The 15,697-nt window shown below is 35.0% G+C and carries 18 protein-coding genes and 2 pseudogenes; 13 read left to right on the top strand and 7 right to left on the bottom strand.

Annotated elements, in window-relative coordinates:
- Positions 1-5: 5 nt before the first annotated feature.
- A complete protein-coding gene (locus tag ACXKY9_RS22605; protein ID WP_000283467.1) occupies positions 6-416 on the bottom strand; it encodes an NUDIX hydrolase in 411 nt (136 codons plus the stop codon).
- A 69-nt stretch (positions 417-485) separates the two neighbouring features.
- Positions 486-1,121: a DUF1796 family putative cysteine peptidase gene (locus ACXKY9_RS22600; RefSeq protein WP_001053732.1), complete on the bottom strand. Its 636-nt coding sequence runs from the start codon at positions 1,119-1,121 to the stop codon at positions 486-488.
- A 137-nt stretch (positions 1,122-1,258) separates the two neighbouring features.
- Here ACXKY9_RS22600 and ACXKY9_RS22595 point away from each other — a divergent pair, with 137 nt between their 5' ends.
- On the top strand, positions 1,259-2,092 hold the full coding sequence (locus tag ACXKY9_RS22595) for an EcsC family protein (protein WP_001256853.1): 834 nt from the start codon (positions 1,259-1,261) through the stop codon (positions 2,090-2,092).
- Positions 2,093-2,123: 31 nt separating this feature from the next.
- On the opposite strand, the gene ACXKY9_RS22590 is transcribed toward ACXKY9_RS22595, so the two are convergent.
- Positions 2,124-2,786: a YitT family protein gene (locus tag ACXKY9_RS22590; RefSeq protein WP_001244515.1), complete on the bottom strand. Its 663-nt coding sequence runs from the start codon at positions 2,784-2,786 to the stop codon at positions 2,124-2,126.
- An 853-nt stretch (positions 2,787-3,639) separates the two neighbouring features.
- Here ACXKY9_RS22590 and ACXKY9_RS22585 point away from each other — a divergent pair.
- Entirely contained in the window at positions 3,640-3,849 is a 210-nt protein-coding gene (locus tag ACXKY9_RS22585; protein ID WP_000910674.1) for a hypothetical protein, read from the top strand.
- A gap of 159 nt (positions 3,850-4,008) precedes the next feature.
- On the opposite strand, the gene ACXKY9_RS22580 is transcribed toward ACXKY9_RS22585, so the two are convergent.
- Together ACXKY9_RS22580 and ACXKY9_RS22575 are read right to left on the bottom strand one after the other, a co-directional pair.
- On the bottom strand, positions 4,009-5,445 hold the full coding sequence (locus ACXKY9_RS22580) for an IS4-like element IS231C family transposase (protein WP_001053969.1): 1,437 nt from the start codon (positions 5,443-5,445) through the stop codon (positions 4,009-4,011).
- Between the two features lie 90 nt (positions 5,446-5,535).
- Positions 5,536-5,847: pseudogene (locus ACXKY9_RS22575) on the bottom strand (radical SAM protein); the annotation flags it as partial.
- Between the two features lie 166 nt (positions 5,848-6,013).
- Here ACXKY9_RS22575 and ACXKY9_RS22570 point away from each other — a divergent pair.
- The 3 genes from ACXKY9_RS22570 (at position 6,014) to ACXKY9_RS22560 (ending at position 9,056) form a co-directional block, all read left to right on the top strand.
- Positions 6,014-7,219 (top strand): argininosuccinate synthase, encoded by a 1,206-nt coding sequence (locus ACXKY9_RS22570; protein WP_000412315.1) that lies wholly within the window; start codon positions 6,014-6,016, stop codon positions 7,217-7,219.
- Positions 7,216-8,604, top strand: a complete 1,389-nt coding sequence (gene argH, locus ACXKY9_RS22565) for an argininosuccinate lyase (protein WP_000041287.1) — start codon at positions 7,216-7,218, stop codon at positions 8,602-8,604. Before ACXKY9_RS22570 ends, argH begins: the two co-directional genes overlap by 4 nt.
- Positions 8,605-8,702: 98 nt before the next feature.
- The gene (locus tag ACXKY9_RS22560) at positions 8,703-9,056 is read left to right on the top strand and encodes a DUF3139 domain-containing protein (protein ID WP_000724675.1); all 354 of its coding nucleotides are present in this window, start codon (positions 8,703-8,705) and stop codon (positions 9,054-9,056) included.
- Between the two features lie 44 nt (positions 9,057-9,100).
- Here the strand turns inward: ACXKY9_RS22560 and ACXKY9_RS22555 are convergent, their stop codons facing one another.
- Positions 9,101-9,280 (bottom strand): hypothetical protein, encoded by a 180-nt coding sequence (locus ACXKY9_RS22555; RefSeq protein ID WP_000342766.1) that lies wholly within the window; start codon positions 9,278-9,280, stop codon positions 9,101-9,103.
- Between the two features lie 95 nt (positions 9,281-9,375).
- Between ACXKY9_RS22555 and ACXKY9_RS22550 the strand changes: the two are divergent.
- Positions 9,376-10,072: pseudogene (locus ACXKY9_RS22550) on the top strand (hypothetical protein).
- Positions 10,073-10,113: 41 nt separating this feature from the next.
- Here the strand turns inward: ACXKY9_RS22550 and ACXKY9_RS22545 are convergent.
- On the bottom strand, positions 10,114-10,572 hold the full coding sequence (locus ACXKY9_RS22545) for a universal stress protein (RefSeq protein ID WP_001066673.1): 459 nt from the start codon (positions 10,570-10,572) through the stop codon (positions 10,114-10,116).
- 147 nt (positions 10,573-10,719) lie between these two features.
- Here ACXKY9_RS22545 and ACXKY9_RS22540 point away from each other — a divergent pair, with 147 nt between their 5' ends.
- The 7 genes from ACXKY9_RS22540 (at position 10,720) to ACXKY9_RS22510 (ending at position 15,460) form a co-directional block, all read left to right on the top strand.
- Entirely contained in the window at positions 10,720-11,511 is a 792-nt protein-coding gene (locus ACXKY9_RS22540; RefSeq protein WP_023901173.1) for an SDR family oxidoreductase, read from the top strand.
- Positions 11,512-11,726: 215 nt separating this feature from the next.
- Positions 11,727-12,860, top strand: a complete 1,134-nt coding sequence (gene ald / locus ACXKY9_RS22535) for an alanine dehydrogenase (RefSeq protein ID WP_001219402.1) — start codon at positions 11,727-11,729, stop codon at positions 12,858-12,860.
- 139 nt (positions 12,861-12,999) lie between these two features.
- Complete coding sequence (locus ACXKY9_RS22530; protein ID WP_000534936.1) at positions 13,000-13,422, top strand: hypothetical protein; 423 nt, start codon at positions 13,000-13,002, stop codon at positions 13,420-13,422.
- A 44-nt stretch (positions 13,423-13,466) separates the two neighbouring features.
- A complete protein-coding gene (locus ACXKY9_RS22525) occupies positions 13,467-13,799 on the top strand; it encodes a cupin domain-containing protein (RefSeq protein ID WP_000450931.1) in 333 nt (110 codons plus the stop codon).
- Positions 13,796-14,584 carry a GNAT family N-acetyltransferase gene (locus ACXKY9_RS22520; RefSeq protein ID WP_000736729.1) on the top strand — a complete coding sequence of 263 codons (789 nt, stop codon included), beginning with the start codon at positions 13,796-13,798 and terminating at the stop codon, positions 14,582-14,584. Before ACXKY9_RS22525 ends, ACXKY9_RS22520 begins: the two co-directional genes overlap by 4 nt.
- 2 nt (positions 14,585-14,586) lie before the next feature.
- Positions 14,587-14,931 carry a DUF6176 family protein gene (locus ACXKY9_RS22515; protein WP_001100208.1) on the top strand — a complete coding sequence of 115 codons (345 nt, stop codon included), beginning with the start codon at positions 14,587-14,589 and terminating at the stop codon, positions 14,929-14,931.
- Positions 14,932-15,004: 73 nt separating this feature from the next.
- Positions 15,005-15,460 carry a GNAT family N-acetyltransferase gene (locus ACXKY9_RS22510; protein WP_001222923.1) on the top strand — a complete coding sequence of 152 codons (456 nt, stop codon included), beginning with the start codon at positions 15,005-15,007 and terminating at the stop codon, positions 15,458-15,460.
- The last annotated feature ends 237 nt before the right edge of the window (positions 15,461-15,697 follow it).

Genomic DNA, 15,697 nt, shown 5'->3' with positions numbered 1-15,697 from the left:
TTCTTTTAGATGTATTTTAAAACTCCATCCGGATATAATATTTTTTCTTTCTGAATGAATGCCGTAATAGGAATCCATTTCGCATATGCTACTGTTTCCTCATCTTGTATATTTAATATTTTCATTTCATATAGTGACGTGTCTAATAAACGCAAAGAATATAGTTGAATAATTTCATGACCAATGTCTCCATCTAGATGAAAGACATTTTCTAAACAGCCTAAATAATTGGTGATTTCCACTTCTGTATGAAGCTCTTCCCTAAATTCACGAATAACGGTATGTGCTGATTGTTCACCAAGTTCAATTGAACCACCAAGAGGTCGGTAAAATGTTTCATCGGCTGAATGATATTCTTGTACGAGAAGACGCCCGTGATGTATAGCAATGCCAAAAGCCTTTGCACGTGGATACATATACAATCACTCCTTATTTTTTTGTATAAGGAAGATTATAATATGTTTTGTAGTAAAGGTGTCATGTATTTAAGAATGTGGTCTAATCGTAATTCCATCAAATAAGTCTTTCCAAAATGCTTCATTGTATTGGTATACATCCATAATAGGACATTTCATAACGCAAACACGTTGTAATCCCCAATCTTCTTGGGTGATAGTTGGTATATCGGCAGGAATTAGTAACAGGACAGAGAATGTATGTGTAACGATTTGAGATAAAATTTGTTCTAGGGAACATGCTTCTTCATATGTTCCTCCAGTTCGAATAAATAATATGGATTCGGCCGTTTCAATTGTAGCTAGAAAACGATTAATACGATGTTCATAATTTAACTTAATTTCTGTATAAGAAGGCCAAGAAGTTGGTGTGTTTACATCTGTTTTAAAGTCATGACAGGAGTCAATTTCATAAAGGTTGTCCCTTAATCTTAATTTTGCATCATCATCCCAAAATGAGATGAAGGATAAATTTTCGAAATTTAAAAAGCGGTCAAATCGATTTTGTAATAATACATTCACTTTTTCTAATGAGGGGCTTAGCATAAAATCAATAACGCCAAAAAATGGTGATAATTCTAATTGATATAATGCCCAAGCAGGCCAGCAGTTTTGTCCTAAGCTGAATACCGCATTATATTCTTTTTTTATATCGGATAGATTCATGTGATTTATCTCATCCTTTTTGTTAATATTTTATGCCATTCAAAAATGGTATGTGAATAAAGATAGACAAGCATATTTGCAAAGAATAAGCAGAAATATGTTACAATAGAAAAAAATCGAACGAGGTGGTTGTTACGATGCGATCGAAGCGAGAACAAGCCATTTTAGACAATATAAAAGAATGGGAAGCGCAATTAGTTGAGCAAGAAGCGACCGATTTTCAAAAAGTGTTTGATAAATGGTTACATACTACAGTTGCGAAATTACCTGAGAAAAAGCGAAAAGAATTCTTCACGAAAGCAGATGGATGGCTCTTTCATTTGCATGCATTTATTCAAAGTTCACAAGCACAGTTAGATGCACGTAATCGGATTTTAGGAACATCAAGATTATTTGATGAATCGATTGAACAGCTTGAAGATTTGAAAGCATTATCTATTGATCAATTAACATACATAGCAGAGCAGCAAACAGCACGTCATCGTCTATATTCATTTGTACAAGGCGGGGCAACAGGTGCTGGAGGTTTATTATTATTAACGGCGGATTTTCCGGTTATGATCGCATTAAATGTGAAGGCAGTCCAACTTATTGCAACATCATTTGGACATGATGTGAACAAGCCGTATGAAATGATGCTTGCGTTAAAGGTGTTTCATGCGTCATTACTACCAGGAAGACTTCAGCAATACGCATGGTACAATTTATTGCAAGAGCTGGAGCAAGAAGATTCGTTCTTCTACGAAGGAGACGAAGCAGTGCTACAAACAGCTTCTACTGAGGTTGTGTTAAAACAAATTTTGAAGACATTTTCGATTTATGCTCTTCGTCGTAAATTATTCCAAGGTATACCGGTAATTGGAATGGCAATTGGATCTACAGTGAATTATCGTTTAACAAGAAACGTTACTGAATTTGCAAATAGATTTTATCAAGTGCGCCATATAGTCGAGAAAGAAAAAAGAGCATAAAAAAAGCGAGAGGCCGAAGCCTTTCGCTTTTTTAATTTGTTGCATGTTTTTTAGACATTGGAACAGATACTGGCTGCTTTTCTGCTGTTTTTTCTGTTTTTGGATAATAAATTAAATCCAATGTTTTTGCCTGTACGGCAATCGAAAGAATAGTAAAAGCAATTTCTGTCCAATTTAAATAATATAATGAAAGCGCAAGAACAATCGCGTCAAAGACGAAGAAAATTTGCCCAATTGTAAAACGAGTTCGTTTACTTAATACAATTGTTAAAATATCGTCTCCACCGGTTGCACCGCCAAATCGCAATATAAAACCGAGTCCAATACCAGCTAACGCACCGCCAACTACTGCAGCTATAAATAAGTTATTTGATAAATCTACCGTAAATGGAGAATAATTTTCCATAAAGGAATAAAATACTCCGAATGAAATTGAACCTAGGAATGAATAGCCAACCATTTTTCTACCTAAAAATGAAGCACACAGTAAAATAATTGGGATATCCATTAATACAGTTGAAATAGATGGTGAAATATCATAAAAGTTTTGAATGAATAGTGCAATTCCTACAAAGCCACCTTCTGTTAAGTGGTTTTGGAAGTGAATGTGATATAGCGCTGCTGCTAAAATAAATGAACCGATTAAAACCATAAAAATTTCTTTAATAATTTGCCGACTTTGGATGTTCCTCATCGTTATTCCTTCTTTCCGTAGTTAGTAGTCCTTTTTGTGTTGTAAACTAACTACGAGCTCACATGTAGCTTTCAGTTAGTTTACGAAAAAACTAACTACGCTATATGTCGCTGAAGAAATAACGAATAATCCTCTCGTCCATCAATTCTCCCTACCTTCGTTTTAGTTTAAGTCTTAAAACGACTAAACAAAACGTGGAGTAGGATTCTTCATTTAGCAATCCTGCTCTTCTTTGTTTTGTTTAGTTAGTAACAATTAAGTCCTAAACAAAACGCTATGTGTAAGAAGAGTCTTTTTTTTGCCAAATTATCCTTCGGGCAATCATAATTTCCCCACTCTCGTATTTTTTTCGCTAGACTAAAGTATCTGAGCTGAAAAATACGCTACGTGTATGATTCGTCAATACGATGCCACATGCTCCTTCGAGCGATCATGATATCAAAATCCCTTCCTTCAAGATTTATACTATTATATCATACTTTTAAAAAATGTATGCGGATGGAAACCGACAATAAACGGAGGGAATCTACAAAAAATGTTATGTTTAAATATTTTTGTAGAAAAGCCTAAGTTATTTCGGAGGATTGGACAGTTTGTAACGGTTTGTCCAATAAGTAAGAAAAAAAGGTTTTATTCCGTTGTATTCTTTTCATCACTTTTATCTTTGAAAAACGCATCCCAACTAATCACACTTAAAAAAGTTAAAGCGATAATAACGAAAGCACGCATAAGCTGTAGACCTCCTTTTGTACATAGTATATGAATCATTCGATTCGGAATGTGTCATTTTTTTACAAGTCTTAACTATTATGAGAGTATATTAATATAGATAGATGAAGGGGAGAGTGAAGGTATGCTAAAAGAAATGTTCAAAAGAAAAGAATTAATATGTATTTCATGTCAGAAAAAAATTCAATATGAAGAAGAGCTTGTTGCTTTTGTAAAGTTGCCGAAAGAAAGAAGTATATTAGTTGGCCCTTTTGATGTGTGTTTGGCAAAAACAGCACAAGAGATATATTGTAAATCATGTTACGACAAAAAAAGCATGACCCAAAGTAATTGAGGGACATGCTTTTTTCATTGGTGTGCTTTCCCCATGCCCATCAACTTAAGGATAGAAACTCTACGGTTTTCCATTAATTGAAATGAACAAACTTTTAAACAGTATAATCCTCTTAAAAATGAGCATACGAAATAAACCCTAACGGGTTTCATTTTTTTCTTATGCAGCTTTCTTTTGTTTTCTCAATCCATTATACTCATAGACAACACCCATAATATCAAAGATAGTTTTCTTCTCATATCGATGGGATTTCCGGCCATTTTTCTTTAGTAGGGTAAACAGGCGGATTAAAACCTTTGTTATTATACGGGTGTTTCTCTGTATCGCTTGATATAACAGGGATAGATGATCTTGAATCATCCCAATTGCTTTATATTCGCTTAGTTCTCTTTTGTGCTTTTGCAACAGAAGTTGGCGCATCTTAAACATCGTGGAAGAACATATAAAAATGGCAATGAGTTTTCCATACACATGGCATTCTAATCGCTCTTGTTTGATAGTTTGCCAATGATGAATTTGAAATAGAGATTTCCACGTTTTAAATATGATTTCGATCTGCCAGCGGAGGGAGTAAAAATCATGGATTTGTTCCATCGGAACCACTTCCCAAGGCGTATTCGTAACATATATGTTGATACCCGTTAATCGTTTACTCTTTTCTGAAAATGTAATCCCCTTTTTACTTTCGGTATAGCTTTGTTTTTTTCTACGTTCCAGTATTTGTTCCTCTGTTAATCGGTAGATAATTACTCTTGTAAATAATCTTTGATTCTTGCCAATATACGACTCTTTTATTTCATACGTTTGTCCTGGTTTTAACGTGTGCATAATGTTCTCTAAATCAACTTGGATATACTGTGACTGTTTTTTGATTGTCCCATTTCGAAAGTATTCTGGAAATGGATTTTTCGTATAGACGGTATGGTTTAACTTAAGTCTTGATATATAGCACACGCCACGTTGATCCATTTGATCTAAGTCTTCCAATGAAAAATATCCTAAATCACGAATACACAGATCACCCGGCCGTAAGGTATCTAAGCAATCTGTTCCAAATGTTTTATCATTATTTTTTCCAGGACCTACCTGGAAGTTTAAAAACTGTCCGCTGTGTAAGTCATATTCTAATTGAATCTTGATACCTGCAGTTTGTGCACAACCACCTGACCCAGGATATACATGTGCTAAATGTTTCGGTACTTGGAAAATCGTCGCATCTAAAATACGGATTCGTTGAAAATACGTGAGTGCTGCACTTGAAATGGCTGATGTTTTACAAAGTTTACTTTTCCATAATGCAGAAAAAATATATTTCAAAAATTCAACCGCTTTTTTATCAAAGCGTTTATTGAGTCCTTCTGGACTCATAAGAGTGCCTGTGGCGGCGTGTAATTGACTGCATAGTCGAACGAGAGAATCACTCGCTGTACGTTGACTGACCCAGATACATATGGTAGCTAATTCATTTCCTGAAAACTTTCGTTTTCTTTTTACAAAACCTAATTCTTTAGCGAGTTCTTCCAAAAGAGAAGGGGTTAAATGACGATACAGCTCTTCAGAAAATAGTTGTAATTCATCTTGAATTGAAAGATTCATAAAAAATGTCATCCTTTCTAGCTAGCTTTTTAGAAAGAATAACGTTTTTTGACACTTGGGGGTAGTGCAAATTCTTAAGTTGATGGGCATGTGTGCTTTCCCCTCAGATACATTTTGAGTGAGTCGATACCAAAGCCAAAGGTCATTAATGATGGAAGCAAGATCGGCAATTTCTGAATTTAGTTTACAAGAAACTTCGAAGTCTTCTTCGTTATTTAAATAATGTTGTTTTTTATTAATATAGTGCTCAAGTTCTTTTATACGATCAGGAATTTTCCCGCGAACTTGTTCCCATTTTAGTAAAATAGCATGTTGCATTTTTTCGGGGATTTCTTCCCAGTCTTCTTGTAAATGTGGAATTTCAATTCCTAGATGTTCATCGTATAAGAAATACTTTTCCATAAGTTCACCCCCGTTTTCCTGCTTATATTGTACAGAAAAACAGAAAGAAGTTCGACGAAATTGTTTGAAAAAATTTGAAAATGACTCTTGATACATTTTGTGAAAGGTGTTAAAGTGTGAATTATTATAAAAGAAAATGAATATTTATTCTTTAGGAGGATGCAAAATGGAGAAGAAAAAAGTTGTATTAGCATATTCCGGAGGTCTTGATACTTCCGTTGCAATTAAATGGTTACAAGAGAAGAATTATGATATTATCGCGCTTTGTTTAGACTTAGGGGAAGGTAAAGACTTAGCATTTGTAAAAGAAAAGGCACTTTCAGTAGGTGCAATTAAATCATATATGATTGACGTTCAAGAAGAATTTGCAAACGAATATGCATTGATGGCGATGCAAGCACACACATTATACGAAGGAAAATACCCTCTTGTCTCTGCATTATCTCGTCCGCTTATTGCGAAGAAATTAGTAGAAATCGCAGAACAAGAAGGCGCAACTGCAGTTGCACACGGATGTACAGGAAAAGGAAATGACCAAGTTCGTTTTGAAGTTTCTATCCAAGCATTAAATCCTTACTTAGAAGTGATTGCGCCTGTACGTGAATGGAAATGGTCACGTGAAGAAGAAATTGCATATGCAAAAGAAAACGATGTACCAATTCCGATTAATTTAGATAGCCCGTTTTCAATCGATCAAAACTTATGGGGACGCAGCAACGAATGTGGAATTTTAGAAGATCCATGGGCAGCGCCGCCAGAAGATGCATATGAGATGACATTAGCGTTAGAAGATACACCGAATAAACCAGAGTTTGTAGAAATCGGATTTGAAGCGGGCGTACCGACTACTTTAAATGGCACTGCATATTCACTTGCAGAATTAATTAAAACGTTAAATGCGCTTGCTGGAAAACACGGCGTTGGACGTATTGATCACGTAGAAAATCGTCTTGTCGGTATTAAATCTCGTGAAGTATACGAATGCCCAGCAGCAATGACGTTAATCACTGCGCATAAAGAGTTGGAAGATTTAACACACGTAAAAGAAGTAGCGCATTTTAAACCAGTGATTGAACAGAAAATAACAGAACTTATTTATAACGGTTTATGGTTCTCACCTTTAAAACAAGCGCTTCATGCATTTTTACAAGAAACGCAAAAGAATGTAACAGGTACAGTGCGTGTGAAATTATTTAAAGGTCATGCGATTGTAGAAGGACGTAAATCTGAATACTCTTTATACGATGAAAAATTAGCAACATATACTGCCCAGGACGAATTTAATCATGATGCAGCAGTTGGATTCATTTCATTATTTGGTTTACCGACGAAAGTATACAGCCAAGTGAATCAAAAGAAGGTGGAAGCGTGAGCAAACTTTGGGGCGGACGTTTTACTGAAGAAGCGGAAGCGTGGGTTGAAGAGTTTGGAGCATCCATCTCTTTCGATCAACAATTAGTAAATCAAGATATAAACGGGAGTATTGCACACGTAACGATGCTAGCAAAGCAAGGCATCGTTACGAAAGAAGAAGCAGAGAAAATAAAGGTAGGTCTTCAATATTTATTGAAAGAAGCAAAAGAGAATAAGCTACAATTTTTAGTAGAAGCAGAGGATATTCATTTAAACATCGAAAAAATGTTAATTGAACAAATTGGCGAAGTAGGAGGAAAACTTCACACTGGCCGAAGTCGTAATGATCAAGTAGCGACAGATATGCATTTGTATTTAAAAGAAAAGGTAGAACATATTATAAAAGCTACAAAACAATTGCAAACTGTTCTTGTTCATCAAGCAGAAAATAATATTGAAACGATTATGCCTGGCTATACGCATTTGCAACGTGCTCAGCCGATTTCATTTGCTCATCATATTCTCGCTTACTTTTGGATGTTAGAGCGTGATGTAAATCGTTATGAAGATTCGTTAAAGCGTATTAATATCTCCCCATTAGGAGCAGGAGCGCTAGCTGGGACGACATTCCCGATTGACCGAGAATATAGTGCGGAGCTTCTTGGATTTAATGGAATATATGAAAATAGTTTAGATGCAGTAAGCGATCGTGATTTCATCTTGGAGTTTTTAAGTAACTCATCTATGCTTATGATGCACTTATCGCGCTTTTGTGAAGAACTTATTTTATGGAGTAGCCAAGAGTTTCAATTTATTGAAATGAGCGATCAATACGCAACTGGAAGCAGCATTATGCCGCAAAAGAAAAACCCGGATATGGCGGAACTAATCCGTGGTAAAACAGGCAGAGTATACGGTAATTTATTCAGTTTACTTACAGTAATGAAAGGATTACCGCTCGCTTACAATAAAGACTTGCAAGAAGATAAAGAAGGAATGTTTGATACAGTAAAAACAGTAGAAGGATGCCTTCATATTATGGCGGGCATGCTTGAAACGATGACTGTAAACAAAGAAAAAATGGGGCAAGCTGTGACGCAAGATTTCTCCAATGCAACAGAAATTGCCGACTATTTAGCAAACAAAGGACTACCATTCCGTCAAGCTCATGAAATTGTTGGGAAGTTAGTGCTATATTGCACACAAAAAGGAATTTATTTATTAGATGTCTCGCTTGAAACATATAAAGAAATGAGCTCTTTATTTGAAGAGGATTTGTATGAAGTTCTTTCACCATATGCGGCTGTAAAGCGTCGTAATAGTTCGGGTGGAACAGGATTTGAACAAATCAAAAACGCTTTGGAGAAGGCGAAGGGGTTAACGAAAGAATTTATTAAGAATTGAGTTGGGAAGTACGCCAGTCTAGTAAAGTCTGGCGTACTTTGTTTTTTAATAATATTTAAGTTACAATATAGTAAAAAATAACAATTTAGGGGAAGTCTATGAAAAAAATAGTGTTTATCATTGTACTGGTAATTAGTTTAATTGCAAATGCTAAAGTGTTTCTTTTGGACAAATATATGTATGTTGGTGAAAAAGAAAAGCGAGAAGAAGCGATTATCGCAACGATGTGGCATTTGCAAGATAAAGGATATAAAGAAAGTGATATTTTATATATAAAACCGGCCTTTTATAGCAAAATGGATTCGTATGGAATGAATGTGCAGTTTAAAGATGAACCAAATGAATCATATACATATAGAGTTTTAAAAGATACGAAAACAAATAAACTAACTGTACACCAAGATAGCAATGAGCAAGGTGGTATGGGCGGGAAGCATCAAGAGCTTAAATAAAGAAAGAAAACGACTGATGGCATTCGCCTGCAGTCGTTTTTCTTTTAATCATACTTATGTCGTTCTTCCGTAATTCGAATATACTCAATATCCATCAAATCTCTAAGTAATGCACCGTTACTTAGTTCAACGCCATGTTTCTCTTTAAAATGAGTACGAATCGTATCTAGCATTTCGAGTTCTTTCCCATTCACATCTAAAATAATACGTTCAGAATCATCCATGTTGCATCCTCCTTTTTTACACATATATATTTTGTCCGTCTATTTCTAAAAAATGTATGTTAACGTAATGTTAGGAAATAAGAAAGGGATGAAAAATGAGACGTATTTATTTTATAGGGTTAATTTTGTACACGCTAATTGTATTACACGTTGCATTCCCAAATATCTTTTCATTTGAGGATTTAGAAACAGTACACGTTGCGATATTTATTTTTGCTCTATTTGTAGTAGATTGCTTTATTTCTATATGGATTTCGAAAAGAAAAGATATACAAGGTGAAAAAGAAATGGAACGGAAAAAGAGAAAACATTCATTTTGGATGATGACATACTGTTTGTCTTTAGTGCTTACTGCTGCTTTTTTTAGTGAACATATTCCATTAGAAAGATTAAATATTGGATTTGGAGCGTTCGTATTCGCATACTATTTTTTTTATGCACTTTCTTCCTTATATGAAAGAAAAGCGAGGAGAAGAGGAAAATCCGCTTGTAGAAGAAGCGAAAGAACAAGAGAGTAAGAGAATTGAAGGAGATATAAAGAAACTTGGAGAACAAAAATGGTATTTAAAATCAAAAATCATATATGTTCTTTGCTTCATTACGCCGCCAATCGGCTATTTGTACGTCTTCTTACTTCGTAAAAAAATGACAGAGGGTGCAAAGCAAACGTACTTAACGATCGCGACAATCATGATGGCGTTATGGTCTTTGAAGTTTCTTCCGCCTTATGTGTTGGCAATTACCGTTGTTGTCGTAGCATGTCTTGTGTTTATAGTGAAGTTTATGAAATGAAAAACACCAAGCCTATGTGGACTTGGTGTTTTATCTATAAATTAAAGCTCACCTTGCTCTTCATCACCACGAACAACAAGGACATCGCATTTCGCATAGCGAATAATATGTTCAGAGACGCTACCAATTAGGAAACGCTCAACAGCATTTAAACCAGTCGCACCACACATAATTAAATCTACTTTATGGTTTGGAGCGATTTCTTTTGAAATTTTTGATTTAGGATTACCGAATTCTAATACAGTTTCAATTTTTTCAAGACCAGCTTCAAGCGCAGTTTTTTTGTAGTCTTCTAATAAGTCTTCTGCAAATAGATTTGCCCGTTCAGCAATTGCACGGCTATAAGCTTCTACTGCTGAGTATGCTTTTACATCAACGATATGAGCAATTGTTAATGTTGCATTGTTGCGCTTTGCGACTTGAATTGCTTTTTTAAAGGCTTTTTCTGCTTCTTTAGAACCATCCACCGCGATTAAAATATTTGTATATGTATTATTCATAGTAAATTCCTCCCAATCTGTTTTATAACTGTTTACAACTTAATTATAAAACAAATTTTGGTAACGTGCTTGCCAGAAACGTTACAGAATTTTGAAAACTCTGTTTCAATTCATTTTAGTTGTAATTGGAGCGAGAACTTGTTACATATGAAGTATAGCAATTTAAAAGGGGGCAGTTTTGTGAGACATGCGCTCATTACAGCCGGTACGAAAGGTTTAGGAAAGCAAGTAACAGAAAAGTTATTGGCTAAAGGCTATTCAGTAACAGTAACGTACCATAGCGATACCACGGCTATGGAAACGATGAAAGAAACATATAAAGATGTGGAAGAGCGTCTACAATTCGTGCAAGCGGATGTCACGAAAAAGGAAGATTTACATAAAATAGTAGAAGAAGCGATGAGCCATTTTGGCAAAATTGACTTTTTAATTAATAATGCTGGTCCATATGTATTTGAACGAAAAAAGTTAGTTGATTATGAAGAAGATGAATGGAATGAAATGATTCAGGGGAATTTAACAGCGGTATTTCATTTATTAAAACTTGTCGTCCCGGTCATGAGAAAACAGAACTTTGGCCGTATTATTAATTACGGATTTCAAGGGGCGGATAGTGCACCGGGATGGATTTATCGTTCAGCTTTTGCCGCAGCGAAAGTAGGACTTGTTTCATTAACGAAAACAGTTGCTTATGAAGAAGCGGAGTATGGTATTACTGCGAACATGGTATGTCCTGGTGATATTATAGGCGAGATGAAAGAGGCAACTATTCAAGAAGCACGTCAGCTGAAAGAGCATAACACACCGATTGGTAGATCTGGAACAGGTGAAGATATTGCAAGAACCATTTCGTTTTTATGTGAGGACGATTCCGATATGATTACCGGTACAATTATTGAAGTGACTGGTGCAGTGGATGTTATTCATAGACATCGATAGAATAAAATAAGATGAAGTTTCGAATAATTGGACAGTTTATCCATTGTGCTGAGAGGTGCGGATAATACTGTCCTTTAATATAAAATTAAATCTATCGGAAAACTCGTGTTATTTTTTTGTCAAATATTGAGATATTATGTTAAAATATAAGAGCGTAGAAAGCGCTTTAAAAAAATGATTCAGGGGTCATTTCATAACTCAAGGGGGAACTAATCATGCGTATCGGTATTCCAACAGAAATTAAAAACAATGAAAACCGTGTGGCAATGACGCCAGCGGGAGCAGTACATTTAGTACAAAATGGTCATGAAGTTTTTGTTCAAAAAGGAGCAGGTTTAGGATCTGGCTTTACGGATGAAGAATACGTACAAGCTGGTGCGAAACTTGTAGAAACTGCTGAAGAAGCATGGAATCAAGATATGGTTATGAAGGTAAAAGAGCCAGTAGCAAGTGAATACGGCTATTTCCGTGAAGGTTTAATTTTATTCACATACTTACACTTAGCTCCAGAACCAGAATTAACGAAAGCATTAATCGATAACAAAGTTGCATCAATCGCATACGAAACAGTACAATTAGACAATCGTTCTTTACCATTACTTGCACCTATGAGTGAAGTAGCTGGTCGTATGTCTGCACAAATCGGTGCACAATTCCTTGAGAAAAACAAAGGTGGTAAAGGTATTTTACTTGCAGGCGTTCCAGGGGTAAAACGCGGCAAAGTAACAATCATCGGCGGTGGTCAAGCTGGTACAAACGCAGCTAAGATTGCAGTAGGTTTAGGTGCAGATGTAACAATCATTGACTTAAGTGCAGAACGTCTTCGTCAATTAGATGATATTTTCGGTAACCAAGTAAAAACATTAATGTCTAATCCATACAACATTGCAGAAGCTGTTAAAGAATCTGACCTTGTTATTGGAGCAGTATTAATTCCAGGTGCAAAAGCGCCAAAACTTGTAACTGAAGAAATGATTCAATCAATGGAACCAGGTTCTGTCGTTGTAGATATCGCGATTGACCAAGGTGGTATTTTCGAAACAACTGATCGTATTACAACTCATGACAACCCAACTTACGAAAAACACGGCGTTGTTCATTATGCAGTTGCTAATATGCCAGGTGCAGTTCCACGTACGTCAACTCTTGCATTAACAAACGTAACAGTACCATATGCAGTACAAATTGCGAACAAAGGTTACAAAGATGCTTGCTTAGGCAACACTGCATTACTAAAAGGTATTAACACATTAGATGGCTATGTAACATTCGAAGCAGTTGCAGAAGCGCACGGCTTACAATACGCTGATGCGAAAGAGCTTCTTGAAAAAGCTCCTGCTTTATCATAATAGAAATACATTCGAGACCTTCCTTTATGAGGAGGGTCTTTTTTTATGGAGAAATAACATGTGAATAATTGTTATTTATTGGTGTAAATCATTTTTTATTATGATAATTTAGAATTATATAATAAAAAGAGGGGATTCAATGGGGAGTAAAAAGAGGAAGAAAAAGCAAGCAAAGAGACAAAAGTACATAAAGAAAAAACAGGAGCAGAACATACCTTTTTCACAAAAAGTAGTCCTTATGATAGAAAAAGTATTTCGATATATTTGTATGTTCTTGTATGTGATTTTTTGTGTGTTTTTATGTGGGATGGTTAAATGTTTGGGGATAACACCTAATGTTATTGAAGGTATTTTTGGCGTTATGCTTGTTATGGTAGAAGGAATCTTATTCTTTATATTATTTGATAAGGTTTGGCCTAGTCATGAAAGTAAAAAAGATAGAAAAAGAAGCAAAAAATCTTCATCCAATTCAAGCTCATCAAGTGGATTCGGTGACTACAGTAGCAACGATTGTAGCAGCTCAAGTGATGGCGGAGGAGATTGCGGAGGTGGTGGAGACTAAGTTGGTTTTTCAGAAGAACGACTAATGGAAGGATGGGATGAAATATGGAAACTGTGAACTTAATAGAATTAACAAAAGACATTCAAGATCAACATAAAAACTTCGTCGTTTCAAACATAAACAGTCATTGCTTACGCATCGCTGTATTTACTGGTGAATATGATTGGCACTATCATTCTAATTCGGATGAATTATTTATTGTGCTAGAGGGAGAGTTACTTATTGATTTTGAAGATGGAGAAACGGCGGTTTTAAAGCCAAATGATTCTATTTTAATTCCAGCATGTACGATTCATAGAACGAGAGCATTAAAGAGGACGGTAAATCTTTGTTTTGAACATATAGAGGCTGATACGATTATAGTGGAGCAATTATGAAAAAATTATCTGTAGCCGAGTATAGAAAAATCATTCCGATTTTGGAAAGTAATACAAGAACGACGACATTTGCTTATGCGGTATGTGATCAAATGGTAGATGGTGAGGTTTTTGCCAACGAGAAGTTAACAGCAGGATTAATTCGTACAGTTAACGGTATCTATTATTTATTTGGTCATACGGATGATCAAAATTATAATGAAGATTTATTGATGTATTTAAAAATGGCTATTGAAAAAACAGAGAAGAGATTTACACTATTCGCTTCAAGTGAAGAGTGGGAAATGATGATTGAAGGGTGTTTTAGTAATGTACTTCGGAATATGCCACGAATGAAATTCCAAAGAGAAATCTTTGAAGAGCGAACACAAGATGCAAATAAAAATACATATGCAGTGAAGCGTATTGATAAAAGTGATATAGAACGAAGCAGTGAATTTACAGAGGAGTACTACAAAGGATATTGGGGATCAAAAGAAACGTTTTTGAATAGTGGTTTTGGATTTTGTATAGAACAAGATGGGATAATTGTAGCTGAATGTGTCTCAATATTTAGCGGGAATGGTTATGCTGAAATAGATATCGCAACACATGAAGCATATCAAGGAAAAGGATTAGCTCAAGCTGTTGCGACACGGTTCGTTGAGCATTGCATGCAAAATGATATTACACCGTGCTGGGATTGTTATGTAGACAATATTCCTTCGCAAAAACTAGCTAGTAAATTAAGTTTTCATAATCCGATAGAATATAGATTGTTTGTAAGTAAGAAAACGGGGGAATAAAAATGAATGTGGAATTAACGAGATTTAAAGTTAAGCCTGGTAAGAGTCATCGAGTAGATGAATGGATGCAGCTTCTTAATGACAATATGAAAGAAGTCCTTTTGACATTAAACGACGAAAAGATGTACGTTGAGACAATTTTCCGGGAAATAAGAGATGGAGAAGAGTACTTATATTGGTATTCTGTGCAAGGAGAAGGCGGGGCTCTTGTCGAAAATTCTCATTATGAAATCGATAAAAAGCACTTAGCGTTTTGGTATGAATGTATTGATGAAGAAGCAATGTCTATTGATATGAAAACAGAAGTTGTTATGATTCAAGATGTTGTGAGGGAAGCGATGGAGTAATAGAGTAATATTTTGTGAACAAAAAACAGTCTTATTTTTTTGCTGAAATATATATTATTGGAGATGCTATAGGATGAGAATTAGTAATAAATATATCACTCTCGATGAAATAGAGATAATAAGAGAATCCTTAAATAAATTGCATGAATATCATAATAATAAATCAAAATATTTTTCTGGCGATTACCCAAGAATGACATTTGAGGAACGTATTGAAAATTATAAAAAGAACTCAAAGTACGGAGAATATAGAATTGAATTATTGATTGAGTCAGAAACAGATAATATATTAGGATTTTGTATAGCGTATAGTAAAAGCGTAAGCGGAAAGATTGAAGTTTTATTTGTTGATGAAAAATACCGAAGAAACGGATTTGGTTTGAAATTAATGAATAGTGCAGTGGAATGGTTTAAAGTGAAAAAGATAGATGAAATTGAATTAACAGTAGTGTATGGAAATGAAGCTGTATCATTTTATGAAAAGCTGGGATTTTATCCTCGTTCAATTATTATGGCAACTAAGTCATAACGATAGTATGGGGAGAGATGAGTGGGAGTTTTTGTTTCAAAAAAATGGTTCATATTTTACTAAATTATATGTGAAGAGCACATCAAAATAAATGTGCTTTTTATTATGGAAAAATTTATAAAAGCTGTATTTGGATATCTTTAAGTGAAAATAAAGAGGGATATCGAGAATATTTTAGGATAAACTATAAAGTGAAACTTTAATCAGTGGGGGGGGCATCCCCTACTGATTATCAGC

The organism is Bacillus sp. 2175 (assembly GCF_057812155.1).
This window is presented reverse-complemented; position numbering and strand designations above follow the sequence as displayed.

Bases quoted from the DNA above. Each gene is read 5' to 3' on its own strand.
- ACXKY9_RS22540 (WP_023901173.1), top strand. From the start codon at position 10,720: ATGAAGTATAGCAATTTAAAAGGGGGCAGTTTTGTGAGACATGCGCTC.
- ACXKY9_RS22570 (WP_000412315.1), top strand. From the start codon at position 6,014: ATGGAGAAGAAAAAAGTTGTATTAGCATATTCCGGAGGTCTTGATACT.
- ACXKY9_RS22590 (WP_001244515.1), bottom strand. From the start codon at position 2,786: ATGAGGAACATCCAAAGTCGGCAAATTATTAAAGAAATTTTTATGGTT.
- ACXKY9_RS22545 (WP_001066673.1), bottom strand. From the start codon at position 10,572: ATGAATAATACATATACAAATATTTTAATCGCGGTGGATGGTTCTAAA.
- ACXKY9_RS22510 (WP_001222923.1), top strand. From the start codon at position 15,005: ATGAGAATTAGTAATAAATATATCACTCTCGATGAAATAGAGATAATA.
- ACXKY9_RS22580 (WP_001053969.1), bottom strand. From the start codon at position 5,445: ATGAATCTTTCAATTCAAGATGAATTACAACTATTTTCTGAAGAGCTG.
- ACXKY9_RS22520 (WP_000736729.1), top strand. From the start codon at position 13,796: ATGAAAAAATTATCTGTAGCCGAGTATAGAAAAATCATTCCGATTTTG.
- ACXKY9_RS22515 (WP_001100208.1), top strand. From the start codon at position 14,587: ATGAATGTGGAATTAACGAGATTTAAAGTTAAGCCTGGTAAGAGTCAT.
- ACXKY9_RS22555 (WP_000342766.1), bottom strand. From the start codon at position 9,280: ATGGATGATTCTGAACGTATTATTTTAGATGTGAATGGGAAAGAACTC.
- ald (WP_001219402.1), top strand. From the start codon at position 11,727: ATGCGTATCGGTATTCCAACAGAAATTAAAAACAATGAAAACCGTGTG.
- ACXKY9_RS22595 (WP_001256853.1), top strand. From the start codon at position 1,259: ATGCGATCGAAGCGAGAACAAGCCATTTTAGACAATATAAAAGAATGG.
- ACXKY9_RS22530 (WP_000534936.1), top strand. From the start codon at position 13,000: ATGGGGAGTAAAAAGAGGAAGAAAAAGCAAGCAAAGAGACAAAAGTAC.
- ACXKY9_RS22585 (WP_000910674.1), top strand. From the start codon at position 3,640: ATGCTAAAAGAAATGTTCAAAAGAAAAGAATTAATATGTATTTCATGT.
- ACXKY9_RS22525 (WP_000450931.1), top strand. From the start codon at position 13,467: ATGGAAACTGTGAACTTAATAGAATTAACAAAAGACATTCAAGATCAA.
- ACXKY9_RS22605 (WP_000283467.1), bottom strand. From the start codon at position 416: ATGTATCCACGTGCAAAGGCTTTTGGCATTGCTATACATCACGGGCGT.
- ACXKY9_RS22600 (WP_001053732.1), bottom strand. From the start codon at position 1,121: ATGAATCTATCCGATATAAAAAAAGAATATAATGCGGTATTCAGCTTA.
- ACXKY9_RS22560 (WP_000724675.1), top strand. From the start codon at position 8,703: ATGAAAAAAATAGTGTTTATCATTGTACTGGTAATTAGTTTAATTGCA.